Source organism: Nocardioides hankookensis (genome assembly GCF_042658885.1).
Lineage (GTDB): Bacteria > Actinomycetota > Actinomycetes > Propionibacteriales > Nocardioidaceae > Nocardioides > Nocardioides hankookensis.
The window spans coordinates 283,572-297,946 of sequence record NZ_JBHSRJ010000005.1 but is presented as its reverse complement, the minus strand read 5'-3'; the positions used below and the strand labels follow the sequence as shown (position 1 = coordinate 297,946).

23 protein-coding genes are annotated in these 14,375 nt (G+C 67.6%); 2 read left to right on the top strand and 21 right to left on the bottom strand.

The annotated features are described in order from the left end of the window. Window positions 1-9: 9 nt before the first annotated feature. Entirely contained in the window at window positions 10-363 is a 354-nt protein-coding gene (locus ACFPYL_RS16000; RefSeq protein ID WP_379156243.1) for a GntR family transcriptional regulator, read from the top strand. A gap of 74 nt (window positions 364-437) precedes the next feature. Continuing rightward, window positions 438-1,181 (top strand): DUF2786 domain-containing protein, encoded by a 744-nt coding sequence (locus ACFPYL_RS15995; RefSeq protein WP_379156240.1) that lies wholly within the window; start codon window positions 438-440, stop codon window positions 1,179-1,181. A gap of 25 nt (window positions 1,182-1,206) precedes the next feature. On the opposite strand, the gene rplQ is transcribed toward ACFPYL_RS15995, so the two are convergent. The 21 genes from rplQ to rplX all read right to left on the bottom strand — a co-directional run bounded on the left by rplQ (window position 1,207) and on the right by rplX (window position 14,372). After that, window positions 1,207-1,932: a 50S ribosomal protein L17, sunset domain variant gene (rplQ, locus tag ACFPYL_RS15990; RefSeq protein ID WP_449289717.1), complete on the bottom strand. Its 726-nt coding sequence runs from the start codon at window positions 1,930-1,932 to the stop codon at window positions 1,207-1,209. A gap of 74 nt (window positions 1,933-2,006) precedes the next feature. Then, entirely contained in the window at window positions 2,007-3,023 is a 1,017-nt protein-coding gene (locus ACFPYL_RS15985; protein ID WP_056151974.1) for a DNA-directed RNA polymerase subunit alpha, read from the bottom strand. A 109-nt stretch (window positions 3,024-3,132) separates the two neighbouring features. Then, window positions 3,133-3,741 carry a 30S ribosomal protein S4 gene (gene rpsD, locus ACFPYL_RS15980; protein ID WP_056151972.1) on the bottom strand — a complete coding sequence of 203 codons (609 nt, stop codon included), beginning with the start codon at window positions 3,739-3,741 and terminating at the stop codon, window positions 3,133-3,135. A gap of 30 nt (window positions 3,742-3,771) precedes the next feature. Beyond that, window positions 3,772-4,179, bottom strand: a complete 408-nt coding sequence (gene rpsK, locus ACFPYL_RS15975) for a 30S ribosomal protein S11 (RefSeq protein ID WP_028644819.1) — start codon at window positions 4,177-4,179, stop codon at window positions 3,772-3,774. A 98-nt stretch (window positions 4,180-4,277) separates the two neighbouring features. After that, window positions 4,278-4,652: a 30S ribosomal protein S13 gene (gene rpsM / locus ACFPYL_RS15970; RefSeq protein WP_379156235.1), complete on the bottom strand. Its 375-nt coding sequence runs from the start codon at window positions 4,650-4,652 to the stop codon at window positions 4,278-4,280. Window positions 4,653-4,809: 157 nt separating this feature from the next. After that, window positions 4,810-4,923, bottom strand: coding sequence for a 50S ribosomal protein L36 (gene rpmJ, locus ACFPYL_RS15965; RefSeq protein WP_011757308.1), 114 nt, complete (start codon window positions 4,921-4,923; stop codon window positions 4,810-4,812). Window positions 4,924-4,949: 26 nt separating this feature from the next. Then, entirely contained in the window at window positions 4,950-5,171 is a 222-nt protein-coding gene (gene infA / locus ACFPYL_RS15960; protein WP_026145687.1) for a translation initiation factor IF-1, read from the bottom strand. Between the two features lie 257 nt (window positions 5,172-5,428). Then, entirely contained in the window at window positions 5,429-6,475 is a 1,047-nt protein-coding gene (locus tag ACFPYL_RS15955) for an LLM class flavin-dependent oxidoreductase (RefSeq protein WP_379156232.1), read from the bottom strand. Between the two features lie 29 nt (window positions 6,476-6,504). Beyond that, window positions 6,505-7,500: a TerC family protein gene (locus ACFPYL_RS15950; RefSeq protein ID WP_379156230.1), complete on the bottom strand. Its 996-nt coding sequence runs from the start codon at window positions 7,498-7,500 to the stop codon at window positions 6,505-6,507. Window positions 7,501-7,646: 146 nt separating this feature from the next. Beyond that, the gene (map, locus tag ACFPYL_RS15945; RefSeq protein WP_379156227.1) at window positions 7,647-8,480 is read right to left on the bottom strand and encodes a type I methionyl aminopeptidase; all 834 of its coding nucleotides are present in this window, start codon (window positions 8,478-8,480) and stop codon (window positions 7,647-7,649) included. Next, a complete protein-coding gene (locus ACFPYL_RS15940; protein WP_379156224.1) occupies window positions 8,480-9,055 on the bottom strand; it encodes an adenylate kinase in 576 nt (191 codons plus the stop codon). The genes map and ACFPYL_RS15940 overlap by 1 nt, the downstream gene beginning before the upstream one ends. Continuing rightward, a complete protein-coding gene (gene secY / locus ACFPYL_RS15935) occupies window positions 9,055-10,359 on the bottom strand; it encodes a preprotein translocase subunit SecY (RefSeq protein WP_379156221.1) in 1,305 nt (434 codons plus the stop codon). The genes ACFPYL_RS15940 and secY overlap by 1 nt, the downstream gene beginning before the upstream one ends. Window positions 10,360-10,516: 157 nt before the next feature. Continuing rightward, complete coding sequence (gene rplO, locus ACFPYL_RS15930; protein WP_379156218.1) at window positions 10,517-10,957, bottom strand: 50S ribosomal protein L15; 441 nt, start codon at window positions 10,955-10,957, stop codon at window positions 10,517-10,519. A gap of 1 nt (window position 10,958) precedes the next feature. After that, the gene (gene rpmD, locus ACFPYL_RS15925) at window positions 10,959-11,141 is read right to left on the bottom strand and encodes a 50S ribosomal protein L30 (RefSeq protein WP_028644811.1); all 183 of its coding nucleotides are present in this window, start codon (window positions 11,139-11,141) and stop codon (window positions 10,959-10,961) included. Further along, the gene (gene rpsE / locus ACFPYL_RS15920; protein WP_056151942.1) at window positions 11,141-11,761 is read right to left on the bottom strand and encodes a 30S ribosomal protein S5; all 621 of its coding nucleotides are present in this window, start codon (window positions 11,759-11,761) and stop codon (window positions 11,141-11,143) included. The genes rpmD and rpsE overlap by 1 nt, the downstream gene beginning before the upstream one ends. Before the next feature lie 37 nt (window positions 11,762-11,798). Continuing rightward, window positions 11,799-12,182, bottom strand: coding sequence for a 50S ribosomal protein L18 (gene rplR, locus ACFPYL_RS15915; protein WP_056151939.1), 384 nt, complete (start codon window positions 12,180-12,182; stop codon window positions 11,799-11,801). 2 nt (window positions 12,183-12,184) lie between these two features. Further along, window positions 12,185-12,724 carry a 50S ribosomal protein L6 gene (rplF, locus tag ACFPYL_RS15910; protein WP_056151937.1) on the bottom strand — a complete coding sequence of 180 codons (540 nt, stop codon included), beginning with the start codon at window positions 12,722-12,724 and terminating at the stop codon, window positions 12,185-12,187. A gap of 28 nt (window positions 12,725-12,752) precedes the next feature. After that, on the bottom strand, window positions 12,753-13,160 hold the full coding sequence (gene rpsH / locus ACFPYL_RS15905) for a 30S ribosomal protein S8 (RefSeq protein WP_056151934.1): 408 nt from the start codon (window positions 13,158-13,160) through the stop codon (window positions 12,753-12,755). A 69-nt stretch (window positions 13,161-13,229) separates the two neighbouring features. Beyond that, window positions 13,230-13,415, bottom strand: a complete 186-nt coding sequence (locus ACFPYL_RS15900; protein WP_056151931.1) for a type Z 30S ribosomal protein S14 — start codon at window positions 13,413-13,415, stop codon at window positions 13,230-13,232. A 1-nt stretch (window position 13,416) separates the two neighbouring features. Continuing rightward, window positions 13,417-14,007 carry a 50S ribosomal protein L5 gene (gene rplE, locus ACFPYL_RS15895; protein WP_379156212.1) on the bottom strand — a complete coding sequence of 197 codons (591 nt, stop codon included), beginning with the start codon at window positions 14,005-14,007 and terminating at the stop codon, window positions 13,417-13,419. Beyond that, entirely contained in the window at window positions 14,007-14,372 is a 366-nt protein-coding gene (rplX, locus tag ACFPYL_RS15890; RefSeq protein WP_449289716.1) for a 50S ribosomal protein L24, read from the bottom strand. The genes rplE and rplX overlap by 1 nt, the downstream gene beginning before the upstream one ends. Window positions 14,373-14,375 lie beyond the last annotated feature (3 nt).

Below are 14,375 nucleotides of genomic sequence, written 5' to 3'. Positions count from 1 at the left end.
CATGCGGACATGCACGTGCACCCGCTCGACCCGTCCTCGACCGTCGCGCCGTTCGAGCAGCTGCGGGCCCAGGTGGCGACCCGGGCCGCCAGCGGCGACCTGCCCGCGGGCACCCGCCTGCCGACCGTCCGTGCGCTCGCCGCCGAGCTCGGGCTCGCGGTCAACACGGTCGCCAAGGCCTACCGTGCCCTCGAGTCCGACGGAGTCATCACGACGGAGGGACGCCGCGGCACGTTCGTGTCCGCCACAGCCGCCGCCGGGTCCACGGACGCGGTCGCCGCAGCCGCGGCGTACATCGCCGACGCGCGTCGCCTCGGACTCACGCAGGCTGAGGCCGTCCACCTCGTCGAACGGTCCTGGTAGCCCGGCGACGGCGCCGATGTCCCCGGTCGCTGTCAGGGTGTCACCACCACGATCCAGACACTCTCGGAGGACGGATGACGACCACCGGTGACGACCCCATCCTCGCCAAGGTGCGCAAGCTGCTCGCCCTGGCCGAGGATCCCGCTGCCACCACCCACGAGGCGGAGACCTACACCGCCAAGGCCGCCCAGCTGATCGCTGACTACGGCATCGACGCAGCGCTGCTGGCCGTCGCCCGACCGGGCTCCGACCCGGTGGGCGACCGCGTCCTCGACCTCGACGCGCCGTACGCCGCCGACAAGGCCGAGCTGCTCTCCACGATCGCCGCGCACCTGCGCTGTCGTGCGGTCGTCCGGACCCGTCACACGGTGGGCGGCAAGCAGCGCTCGACCCACCTCTTCGGTCACGCGTCCGACCTCGAGCGCACCGAGCTGCTCTACACGAGTCTGCTGCTCCAGAGCGCGACCGGGCTGGCCCGCGCACCGGTTCCGCCGTACGAGCACAAGGCCGCCTTCCGACGCTCCTGGCTGGCTGGCTTCCGGCTGGCTGTCGGACGCCGGCTCGCCGCGGCCGAGATCCGTGCGGAGGACGCGGCCGCGTCGCGGTTCGCGGCCGCCGGCCGCACCTCCGCCCTCGTGCTCGCCGACCGTTCCGCGCAGGTGGAGGCCACGATGAACGCCACCTACCCCGGCCTCACCACGGCCCGCCCCCGCACCCTGTCGGGGTCCGGAGCCGCCGACGGCTGGGTTGCCGGCCAGCGGGCGGACCTGGGCGGCCGACCGGTCGGCAAGACGAAGGCCCGCCACCTTCTCAGGTGACGGGCCTTCGGCTGACTGCTGGGTGCTACTCGGTCTCGCCGGCCTTGGTGAAGCCAGCGGCGATCGCCGACTCTTCGGTGTCGAACCAGACCTCGGCAACGGTCTGCTCGAACCACTGGCCGTCCGGCGTGTGGTACTTCATCGAGTCCTCGTTGCCCTTGATCGGGAAACCCTCGGGGGCGACGCTGGCGTCCTCGAGCGGCGCGCTGGACCCGGCGTACTTGCCGGACGTGCCGCCCTCGGTCTCCTCGAAGACGTCGGCGTCGACGCCCTCGACCTCGACGACAGTCTCCTCCTCGGCCACGACCTCGGTGGTCTCCTCGGCGGGAGCCTCCTCGACCGGGGCGGGGGCCGGAGCAGCCTTCTTGGCCTTGGCAGCCGGCTTCGGCTGGTAGGCCTCGGTCACCAGCTCGATGACCGCCATGGGGGCGTTGTCGCCCTTGCGCGGACCGATCTTGGTGATCCGGGTGTAGCCACCCGGACGCTCGGCGAAGGTGGGCGCGATCTCCGTGAAGAGCACGTGGACGACCGACTTGTCGCGGATGGTCTTGAGGACCTCGCGACGGTTGTGCAGGTCGCCCTTCTTCGCCTTGGTGATCAGCTTCTCGGCGACCGGGCGCAGGGCGCGGGCCCGGGACTCGGTCGTCGTGATCCGGCCGTGCTCGAACAGCTGCGTCGAGAGGTTGGCCAGGATCAGGCGCTGGTGAGCGGCGCTACCGCCGAGGCGGGCACCCTTGGTGGGCTTGGGCATTGCTTCTCTCTTTTCTCTCCGGCCGTGTCAGGTACCGGGGTAGACGACCGCCACGATGACGGTCGGTTTGGGTGTCAGTACTGCTCGTCCTCGACGAAGGCATCGTCGTCGTCGTCGCCGTACGCCGCGAGGGCGGCGTGCGGGTCGAAGCCGGGCGCGCTGTCCTTGAGGGACAGGCCCATCTCGACCAGCTTGGCCTTGACCTCGTCGATCGACTTCGCGCCGAAGTTGCGGATGTCGAGCAGGTCCTGCTCCGAGCGGCTGATGAGCTCACCCACGGTGTGGATGCCCTCGCGCTTGAGGCAGTTGTACGAGCGGACGGTCAGCTGCAGGTCCTCGACCGGGAGGGCGAGGTCGGCAGCCAGCTGCTCGTCGACCGGCGACGGGCCGATGTCGATGCCCTCGGCCTCGACGTTCAGCTCGCGGGCCAGGCCGAACAGCTCGACCAGGGTCTTGCCGGCCGAGGCGATCGCGTCGCGGGGACGGATCGACGGCTTGGTCTCGACATCGATGACGAGCTTGTCGAAGTCGGTGCGCTGCTCGACACGGGTCGCCTCGACCTTGTAGGTCACCTTCATGACCGGGCTGTAGATCGAGTCGACCGGCATCCGGCCGATCTCGTTGTCCGCGCCCTTGTTCTGGACGGCAGACACGTAGCCACGGCCACGCTCCACGACGAGCTCCATCTCCAGCTTGCCCTTGTCGGACAGGGTGGCGATCTTGAGGTCGGGGTTGTGCACCTCGACACCGGCCGGGGGCGCGATGTCAGCAGCGGTGACGTCACCGGCACCCGACTTGCGCAGGTACATGGTGACGGGCTCGTCGTGCTCCGAGGAGACGACCAGGCCCTTCAGGTTGAGGATGATCTCGGTGACGTCTTCCTTGACGCCCTCGATGGTCGAGAACTCGTGGAGGACGGTGTCGACCTTGATGCTGGTGACGGACGCACCCGGGATGGAGCTGAGGAGCGTACGACGCAGCGAGTTGCCGAGCGTGTAGCCGAAGCCGGGCTCCAGCGGTTCGATCACGAACCGCGAGCGGAACTCGTCGACGGACTCTTCCGACAGGGTGGGGCGCTGTGCGATGAGCACTGGTTCTTTCCTTTCCGGACCTACCCGCTATTTGACAGGTCCGAATGTGCTGGTGACGGAAGGATGGTTGGTGCCTGCCCCGCCGCGAGGACGGGACAGGAACCGGGTGTCACTTCTTCGAGTAGTACTCGACGATGAGCTGCTCCTGGACCGGGAGGTCGATCTGGGCCCGGACCGGGACCTGGTGCACGAGGACGCGCATCCGCGACGGGATGGCCTCGAGCCAGGCGGGGACGACGCGCTCGCCGTGGGTCTCGCGAGCCACGATGAACGGGGTCATCTCCAGCGACTTCTCACGCACGTCGATGACGTCGTGGGCGGTGACCTGGAAGGACGGGATGTCGACCTTCTTGCCGTTCACCAGGAAGTGGCCGTGCGTCACCAGCTGGCGCGCGTGGCGACGGGTCCGGGCGAAGCCGGCGCGGTACACGACGTTGTCGAGACGGCACTCGAGCAGCTGGAGCAGGTTGTCACCGGTCTTGCCGGCGCGGCGCGAGGCCTCGACGTAGTAGTTGTGGAACTGACGCTCCATCACGCCGTAGGTGAAGCGGGCCTTCTGCTTCTCCTGGAGCTGCGAGCGGTACTCGCTCTCCTTGATGCGCGCGCGGCCGTGCTGGCCGGGGGGGTACGGGCGGCGCTCGAAGGACGAGTCGCCACCGACGAGGTCCACGCCGAGACGGCGGGACTTCCGGGTCATGGGTCCGGTGTAACGGGCCATTTCTACAAGTCTCCTGTTCTCAGTCGCAGATCAGACGCGGCGACGCTTGGGCGGGCGGCAGCCGTTGTGGGGCGTGGGCGTGACGTCCTGGATGGTGCCGACCTCGAGGCCGATCGCACCCAGGGACCGGATCGCCGTCTCGCGGCCCGAACCCGGACCCTTGACGAAGACGTCGATCTTCTTCATGCCGTGCTCCATCGCCCGGCGACCGGCGGCCTCAGCAGCCATCTGCGCAGCGAACGGGGTGGACTTGCGGGAACCCTTGAAACCGACGGTGCCGGCCGAGGCCCACGAGATGACCGCCCCGGTGGGGTCGGTGATCGTGACGATCGTGTTGTTGAACGTGCTCTTGATGTGGGCCTCGCCCACGGCGACGTTCTTCTTCTCCTTGCGGCGCACCTTCTTGGCGCCGGCCGCGGTGCGGCTCTTGGGAGGCATGCAGTTATCTCCTGAAGTAGCTGGTCTGGTGGTTGATCAGACGGCGTTCGGTGGTCGAGTAGCAGTTCGCGAGGTGCGAGCGAACGGCGTATCGAGACCTACTTGGCCTTCTTCTTGCCGGCAACCGTGCGCTTCGGGCCCTTGCGGGTACGAGCGTTGGTCTTGGTGCGCTGACCGCGGACCGGAAGGCCCTGACGGTGGCGGCGACCCTGGTAGCTGCCGATCTCGATCTTGCGACGGATGTCGGCCTGGACCTCGCGACGGAGGTCACCCTCGATCTTGAAGTTGGCTTCGATGGCGTCACGGAGCTTGACCAGCTCTTCGTCACCCAGCTGGTGCACGCGGAGGTCCGGGCTGACGCCGGTGGTCTCCAGCAGCTGCTGGGCGCGAGTACGGCCGATGCCGTAGATGTAGGTGAGTGCGATCTCGATGCGCTTGTCGCGCGGGAGGTCAACACCGACGAGGCGTGCCATGTGGCGGTTTCCTTACGGTTGTTCGCAGCGGTTTCGGTCGTGTCGCGTCCCGGCCTCGTGGTGTTCCGGGCCCCGGCCGTCTGCTCCGGAGGTGGTTCGCCGTCGTACGACGGCTAAGCGATCACGTTGTTGGGTTGTTCGGTGGAGCTGGGCTGAATCAGCCTTGGCGCTGCTTGTGGCGCGGGTTCTCGCAGATCACCATGACGCGGCCGTGGCGACGGATCACCTTGCACTTGTCACAGATCGGCTTGACACTCGGCTTGACCTTCACTGGGGAGGCCCTTTCAGGTTGGCTGCTTACTTGTAGCGGTAGACGATCCGACCTCGGGTGAGGTCGTACGGCGACAGCTCCACCACCACACGGTCCTCGGGGAGGATCCGGATGTAGTGCTGGCGCATCTTGCCGCTGATGTGGGCGAGAACCTTGTGGCCATTGCTCAGCTCGACGCGGAACATGGCATTCGGCAGGGCTTCCGTAATGGTGCCCTCGAGCTCGATCACGCCTTCTTTCTTCGGCATGTCCTCCACAATCTGTCGATCGGTTGTCTACCGTGGTGCACCGGAGCCGGACTGGGCCGGAACCGGGTGGCCCGGGAACCTCCACCGCGAGCGGTGGTGGACCTCGTGCAGCCGCTCCGGGATCCTCATCCCGGGCACGCCACCGAACCACTCTCTCGAGCGAGTTCTCAGGCTCCCGGGCAGCCGCGAGGCACCACGAAGCAGACCCACGTTGGGCCGACACGCCAGTTTAGTCGGAAACCGGCGAGAAACACGAATCAGCCGGCGAGCAGGCGCAGCGTCTCCTCGCGCGCCGGGCTCCGACCGGGCTCGGTGCCCGTGTAGGCACCCGCCACCGGGTGGACCATCACCTCGTCGACGCCGTACGTCGCGGCGAGCTCGTCGATCCGCGCGCGGGCGGCCTCCGGGGCACCGATGACCCAGCGTGCCGCCATCGCGGCCACCAGGTCGGCGTGCGCCGGGGGCAGCTCGACCTTCTCGGCCTCCTCGACCAGGCGCTGCGGCTTCAGCTCGCCGCCGGTGCGCAGACTCAGCATCGCCTGGAGCTGCGGCAGCGCGAGCCGCTGCGCCTCCTCGTCGGTGGCGGCGACGGAGGCGTTCACGGTCAGGAACGTGCGCGGCTCGGCGAGCTCGGGCGAGGGCCGGAAGGTGCTCCGGTAGAGCTCGAGCGCCTCGGCGGTCCCCTGGCCCGAGAAGTGGTGCGCGAAGACGTAGGGCATCCCCTTCTCCGCGGCCAGCCGCGCCGAGTAGTCCGAGGAGCCCAGCAGCCAGATCGTCGGGACCGAACGGGCCGACGGTGTCGCCTTGAGCGGGTAGCTGCGGCCCTGGACCGACAGGCCGACGCCGTCGGGCTCCATCATCGCGAGCACGTTGTCGACGTACTCCGGGAAGTGGGTGACCGCCTCGTCGCTCACACCGCCGGCACCGTGCCGCAGCGCGAAGCTGGTGACGGGGTCGCTGCCCGGCGCCCGGCCGATGCCGAGGTCGATCCGGCCCGGGAACGCCGCCTCGAGGAGCGCGAACTGCTCGGCGACCACCAGCGGTGCGTGGTTGGGGAGCATCACGCCGCCCGAGCCGACCCGGATCCGCGAGGTCGCACCGGCGACCAGGCCGATCAGCACGGGTGGGTTCGTCGCCGCCACCGCCGGCATGTTGTGGTGCTCCGCCAGCCAGTAGCGCTCGTACCCGAGCTCGTCGGCGACGCGCGCCAGCGCCAGCGTGGACGCCAACGCATCGGCGGTGGCCTGGTCGTTGCGGACCGGCACCAGGTCCAGGACGGAGAGGGTCGTACGTCGTTCGCTCATCCCTGGGACAACCCTCCCGCCCCGGGTGCCTATTCCGCCGTCGCCGCCTGCTCCTCGTTGTCCTTCTTGTCCTTGACCAGGCTCGCGACACCGGTCACCACGAGCGTCACGATGATGACGCCGAGGCTGGCCAGGGACGAGATGTCGGGCACGTGCAGGGGCTCGCCGCCGTTGATGAACGGCAGCTCGTTCTCGTGCATCGCGTGCAGGACCAGCTTCACCCCGATGAAGGCGAGGATGAAGGCCAGGCCGAGCGAGAGGTAGACCAGGCGCTCCAGCAGCCCGCCCAGCAGGAAGTAGAGCTGGCGCAGCCCCATCAGGGCGAACACGTTGGCCGTGAAGACCAGGTAGGGCTCCTGGGTGATGCCGAAGATCGCCGGGATCGAGTCGAGCGCGAAGAGCAGGTCGGTCGTGCCGAGCGCGACGATCACGATGAGCATCGGGGAGATCACCCGGGCGCCGTTCTCGCGGTACCAGAGCTTGAGCCCGTGGTACTCCTCACCGACGTTCAGGTGGCTCTGCGCGAACCGCACGACCCGGTTGTTCTCCGGGTGCTCCTCCTCGTGGCTGCGGTAGCTCTTCACCAGGGTGGCCGCCGTGTAGACGAGGAAGGCGCCGAAGACGTAGAAGATCCAGCTGAAGTTGTTGATGAGCTGGTAGCCGAGCGCGATGAAGATGCCACGGAAGATGAGCGCCAGGATGATGCCCACCATCAGGGCTTCCTGCTGGTACTCACGAGGCACCCGCAACGCCGCCATCAAGATGATGAAGACGAAGAGGTTGTCGATCGACAGCGAGTACTCCGTCAGCCAGCCGGCGTAGAACTGGATCCCCATGTCGTGGCCGTGGGACGCCCAGATCCAGGCGCCGAAGAGCACGGCGGCGCCGATGTAGACGCTGAGCGCGATCGCGCACTCCTTGAACGACGGTTCGTGCGGGTCACGCGCGATGACGATGACGTCGAAGAGCAGCACCGCGACGGTGATGCCGATCGTGACGGTCCATTCGAGGGTGGAGATCTCCACGGACAGCTCCTGCAGTTGGGGGACGACAAGTCGTCAGAGGTCTCTCCCGCCGTCTCGGACGACCTGCGGGCCCGGAGCTCTCACTCGTGTTGACGAACCCGCAGCGAAGGAATACTCCCCCCTGCAGGACTCATCCTGTCACACGGCTAGCGTCCACCGAACTTCACGCCGAGCTCGGACAGCTGCTGCTCCCCGCCGTCGAGGGCCGTCAGCACCCAGGTGCCCTCGGTGGTGATCGTGAAGGTGTGCTCGAAGTGGGCGGCCCAGCTGCCGTCGGTGGAGACGACGGTCCAGTCGTCCTCGAGCAGGTCCGTCTCCTTGGTCCCGAGCGTGATCATCGGCTCGACCGCGAGCGCCAGGCCGGGCACCAGGCGCGGACCCTTGCCGGGGCGCCCGACGTTGGGGACGTCGGGCGGCTGGTGCATCGCGGAGCCGATGCCGTGACCCGTGTAGTCCTCGACGATGCCGAAGCCGCCCTGCGAGCGCACGTGCCGCTCGACGGCGTGCGAGATGTCGGTGACGCGGCCGCCCAGGTGCGCGGCGGCGATCCCGCGCCACATGGCCTCCTCGGTGACGGCCATCAGGGCCTCGACCTCGGCGGGCACCGGGCCGACCGACACGGTGATGGCCGAGTCGCCGTGCCAGCCACGCCCAGAATCGTCGAGAGTGATGGCGCCGCAGTCGATCGAGACCAGGTCGCCCTCGGCGAGCACGCGGTCGCCCGGGATGCCGTGCACGACCTCGTCGTTGACCGACGCGCAGATCGAGGCGGGGAAGCCGTGGTAGCCGAGGAACGACGGCGTAGCTCCCGCGGAGCGGATGCTGTCCTCGGCGATCCCGTCGAGCTCGCCGGTCGTGATGCCGGCGCGGACGTGGCCGCGCAGCAGCTCGAGGGTGCGGCCGACCACCAGGCCGGCCTTGCGCATCCCGTCGATCTGCTCGGGCGTCTTGATCTCGACGCCGCGGTCGAGGAGCCCCATTACGACTCGGGGATGATGTCCAGGGCCTCGAAGATCCGCGCGGTGACCTCGGCGACCTCGCCGAGGCCGTCGATCTCGTGCACGATCCCGCGCTCCTGGTAGACCGAGATGAGTGGCTCGGTCTGCTCCAGGTAGACCCGCTGGCGGTTGCGGATGACGTCCTCGGTGTCGTCGGCACGGCCCTCGACCTGGGCCCGCTGGAGCAGGCGCGCGACGATCTCGTCCTGGTCGACGGTCAGGCAGACCACCGCGTCGAGGGAGTGGCCGGTGAACTTGATCATGCCGTCGAGCTCCTCGACCTGCGCGAGCGTGCGCGGGTAGCCGTCGAGGAGGAAGCCGGAGACGGCGTCGGGGTCGTCGATGCGGTTGCGCACCATGAGGTTCGTGACCTCGTCCGGGACGTACTCGCCCGCGTCCATGTAGCGCTTGGCCTCGAGACCGAGCTCCGTCCCCTCGGAGACGTTGGCGCGGAAGATGTCGCCGGTCGAGATCGCCGGGATCTTGAAGTGCTCGGCGATGAACTTCGCCTGCGTGCCCTTTCCTGCCCCGGGCGGACCCATGATGATCAAGCGCATTAGCGGAGGAATCCTTCGTAGTTGCGCTGCTGGAGCTGGCTCTCGATCTGCTTCACCGTGTCGAGCGCGACGCCGACCATGATCAGGATGCTGGTGCCGCCGAACGGGAAGCTCTGGCTGGCACCGATCACGGCGAAGGCGATCAGCGGGATGAGCGCGACGAGGCCGAGGTACAGAGCACCCGGCAGCGTGATGCGGGACAGGACGTAGGAGAGGTACTCCTCGGTCGGCTTGCCCGCCCGGATCCCGGGGATGAAGCCGCCGTACTTCTTCATGTTGTCTGCCACCTCTTGCGGGTTGAAGGTGATGGAGACGTAGAAGTACGTGAAGAAGACGATGAGTGCGAAGAACAGGATCATGTAGAGCGGGTGGTCGCCGCGCACCAGGTGGGCGTTGATCCAGTCGAGCACCGAGCTGCTGGAGTTCTGGTTGAACTGCACGATCATCGCCGGCAGGTAGAGCAGCGACGACGCGAAGATGACCGGGATGACGCCGGCCTGGTTGACCTTCAGCGGGATGTACGTCGAGCTGCCGCCGAACATCTTGCGACCGACCATCCGACGCGCGTACTGCACGGGGATGCGGCGCTGGGCCTGCTCGACGTAGATGACGGCGGCGATGATGACCATGCCGATGGCCAGCACGACGCCGAGGACCCAGTAGCCCTTGGACTGCTGGACGGCCCACAGGGAGGCCGGGAAGCCGGCGACGACCTGGGTGAAGATCATGATCGACATGCCGTTGCCGATGCCGTGCTCGGTGATCAGCTCGCCGAGCCACATGATGACCGCGGTGCCGGCGGTCATGGTCACGACCATGACCAGGAAGGTCGCGGTGCCGTCGCTGTGCAGCAGCTTCTCGTTGCAGCCGGCCAGGAGGTTGCCGGACCGGGCGAGCGCTACGATGCCGGTCGCCTGGAGCACGGCGAGGCCGAGGGTGAGGTAGCGGGTGTACTGGGTGATCTTGGTCTGACCCGACTGCCCCTCCTTCTTGAGGGCCTCGAGCCGTGGGATCACCACGACGAGCAGCTGCAGGATGATGCTGGCCGTGATGTACGGCATGATCCCGAGCGCGAAGATCGTCAGCTGGAGCAGCGCACCGCCGGAGAACAGGTTCACCAGGTTGTAGAGCCCGGCGGAGTCGCCGTCCTTGGCGATGTCGACACAGGTACGGACGTTGGCCACGTCGACACCCGGGGTCGGGATCTGCGACCCGAGGCGGAAGATCACGATGATCAACAGGACGAACAGCAGCTTGCGCCGCAGGTCCGGAGTCCGGAAAGCGTTCGCGAACGCGCTCAGCACGAGATCCTCTTTCTCCAAGCGTGAAGCGGCCCCTGCGACTCACTCGCAAGGACCCGGTGAAGCCTAACAGGCCACCACGAGGGGCCAGAATGCGCGTCGGGCGCGGCCGGTCCTGTCAAAGACAGGACCGCCGCGCCCTCGACGTTGGTGATAACGATCAGACGACCGTGGTGGTGCCGCCGGCCGCCTCGATCTTCTCCTTGGCGGAGCCGGAGAACGCGTTGGCGCTCACCTGGACCTTGACGGACAGGTCGCCCTGGCCGAGGACCTTGACCGGGTGACCGTCGCGGACGGCGCCCTTCGCCACGAGGTCGTCGACACCGATGGTGCCGCCCTCGGGGAAGAGGTCGTTGATGCGGTCGAGGTTGACGACCTGGAACTCCACCTTGAACGGGTTCTTGAAGCCCTTGAGCTTCGGGAGCCGCATGTGGATCGGCATCTGGCCACCCTCGAAGGCGACCGGAACCTGGTAGCGGGCCTTGGTGCCCTTGGTACCGCGACCGGCGGTCTTGCCCTTCGAGGCCTCACCGCGACCCACGCGGGTCTTCGCGGTCTTGGCGCCGGGCGCCGGACGCAGGTGGTGCAGCTTGAGCGTCATGTCACTCGACCTCCTCAACCGTCACGAGGTGACGAACGGTGTTGACCATGCCCCGGATCTCCGGGCGGTCTTCCTTCACGACAACATCGCCGATCCGCTTCAGACCGAGCGTGCGCAGGGTCTCGCGCTGGTTGGCCTTGATGCCGACGGTGCCCCGCTTCTGCTGGACCTTGAGCTGAGCCATCAGTGGGACACCTCCTCGGAGACACCCGCGGGAACCTCGACGCGCGCCTTGAGCAGCGCGGCCGGGGTGACCTGCTCGACGGGCAGGCCACGACGAGCGGCGACAGCCTCGGGCTGCTCCAGCATCTTCAGGGCCTCGACCGTCGCGTGGACGATGTTGATCTGGTTGGACGACCCGAGCGACTTGCTCAGGATGTCGTGGATACCGGCGCACTCGAGCACGGCGCGCACGGGGCCACCGGCGATCACACCGGTACCGGGCGCGGCCGGACGCAGCATGACGACGCCTGCGGCCTTCTCGCCCTGGACCGGGTGCGGGATCGTGCCCTGGATGCGGGGGACGCGGAAGAAGTTCTTCTTCGCCTCCTCGACACCCTTGGCGATCGCAGCCGGGACTTCCTTGGCCTTGCCGTAGCCGACGCCGACGAGACCGTCACCGTCGCCGACGATCACGAGGGCGGTGAAGCTGAAGCGCCGACCACCCTTGACGACCTTGGCGACACGGTTGATCGCGACGACGCGCTCGATGTAGGCGGTCTTCTCGGCACCCTGGCCGCCGCGACGGTCGTCACGGCCCCCCTGGCGCCCGCCACCACGCTGTCCGCGCTGGGCTCCGCTCATGAGACTTCCTCTTCTCTCTACTTCGTATCTATCGCGATCAGAAGGTCAGGCCGCCGGCGCGAGCGCCGTCCGCCAGGGCCGCGATGCGACCGTGGTACTTGTTGCCGGCCCGGTCGAAGACGACCGAGTCGACGCCGGCCGACTTGGCGCGCTCGGCGACGAGCTCACCGACCTTCGTGGCCTTCGCGGTCTTGTCGCCGTCGAAGCCGCGCAGGTCCGCCTCCATGGTGGAGGCGTAGGCCAGCGTCTTGCCGACCAGGTCGTCGACGACCTGGACGGTGATGTGCTTCGTCGAGCGGGTGACCACCAGGCGCGGACGCTCGGCGGTGCCGGAGATCTTCTTGCGTCCCCGGACCTGGCGACGCAGGCGCGACTTCGTGCGCGCTGCGGTGTGCTTGTTGTTCGAAAGCGAGATCGCCATGGTCACTTACCAGCCTTTCCGACCTTGCGGCGGATGTGCTCACCCGAGTAGCGAACGCCCTTGCCCTTGTACGGCTCCGGCTTGCGCAGCTTGCGGATGTTGGCGGCGACCTCGCCGACCAGCTGCTTGTCGATGCCCTGGACACCGAGCTTGGTCGGGCCCTCCACCGTGAAGGTGATGCCCTCGGGGGCGTTGAACGTGATGGGGTGCGAGTAGCCGAGCTGGAACTCCAGCTGGGTCGGACCCTTGGACAGGACGCGGTAGCCCACGCCCACGATCTCGAGCTTCTTCTCGTAGCCCTCGGTCACACCCACGACCATGTTGTTGACCAGGGTGCGGGTGAGGCCGTGCAGAGCCTTGCTCTGACGCTCGTCGTCGGGACGCTTGACGTCGAGGACGCCCTCGCCCTGCTCGACCGTGATCGGCGCCGCAACGGTGTGGGACAGGGTGCCCTTGGGGCCCTTGACCGTCACCAGCGGACCGTCGATCGCGATGTCGACACCGGACGGGACCGCGACGGGGAGCTTGCCAATACGCGACATGCTGTTCTTCTCCTTCTCGGTCTCGTCGTTACCAGACGTAGGCGAGGACTTCCCCACCCACGCCCTTCTGGTTTGCCTGGCGGTCGGTCAGCAGACCCTGGCTCGTCGAGATGATCGCGACGCCCAGGCCGCCGAGCACCTTCGGGAGACCCGTGTGCTTGGCGTAGACCCGCAGGCCGGGCTTGCTGATGCGGCGCACGCCAGCGATGGAACGCTCGCGGTTGCGGCCGTACTTCAGCGTGATGGTCAGCGTCTTGCCGACCTCGCCCTCGGCGGGCTCGGCCACGTCGTACGACGTGATGTAGCCCTCCTGCTTCAGGATGTCGGCGACACCCTGCTTGAGCTTGCTGTACGGCATGGAAACCGCGTCGTGGTACGCCTGGTTGGCGTTGCGCAGACGAGTGAGCATGTCTGCGATCGGGTCAGTCATCGTCATGATGTGGTTCTTTCTCGCCGTGGTTTCGCCCCGCCATCGGCTGGGGCGACCTTCAACGTGTAGAGGTGATTACCAGGAGGACTTGGTCACGCCGGGGAGCTCGCCGCGGTGGGCCATCTCCCGCAGGCAGATCCGGCACAGGCCGAACTTGCGGTAGACGGACTTCGGCCGGCCGCAGCGCTGGCAACGGGTGTAGCCACGCACCGCGAACTTCGGCTTGCGGGCCGCCTTGACCTTGAGAGCGGTCTTCGCCATGTCAGTTCTCCTTGAACGGGAAGCCGAGCTGCTTCAGCAGCGCGCGACCCTGCTCGTCGTTGGTGGCGGTGGTGACGATGGTGATGTCCATACCGCGCGACCGGTCGATCCGGTCCTGGTCGATCTCGTGGAACATGACCTGCTCGGTCAGACCGAACGTGTAGTTGCCACGACCGTCGAACTGGTTCGGGTTCAGGCCGCGGAAGTCACGGATCCGGGGCAGCGCCAGCGACAGCAGGCGGTCCAGGAACTCCCACATCCGGTCGCCGCGCAGCGTGGTGTGCGCACCGATCGGCATGCCCTCGCGCAGCTTGAACTGCGCGATGGACTTGCGGGCCTTGGTCACGAGCGGCTTCTGGCCGGTGATCGCGGTGAGGTCCTTGACGGCACCCTCGATCAGCTTCGAGTCGCGCGCGGCCTCGCCGACGCCCATGTTGACCACGATCTTGGTCAGGCCGGGCACCTGCATGACGTTCGCGATCTCGAACTCGCTCTTGAGCGCGGGGAGGATCTCCTCGCGGTAGCGGGTCTTCAGACGCGGGGTCACCGCCGCCGAGGCGGTGGTGCCGGACTCGTTGATGGTCTCGGTCATCAGATTTCCTTACCGGTCTTGCGCGAGATGCGAACGCTGCGCTCAGCCTGGTAGGTCGAGCCGTCGGGGCGCCGCTTGGTGACCTCGTCACGGCGGAAGCCGATCCGGGTCACGCCGTCGCCGTCGACCAGCATCACGTTCGAGATGTGGATCGGGGCCTCGGCGGTGATGATGCCGCCGGTGGTGCCGGCGCGGCCGCCCTGGTTGACGACCTTGGTGTGCCGCTTGATGCGGTTGACACCCTCGACGATCACCCGCTGCTCCTCACGGAGCACCTGGATGACCTTGCCCTCGGCGCCCTTGTCCTTGCCAGCGATCACCTTGACGGTGTCGCCCTTCTTGATGTTCACGCTGTTCTTGCCCATGAG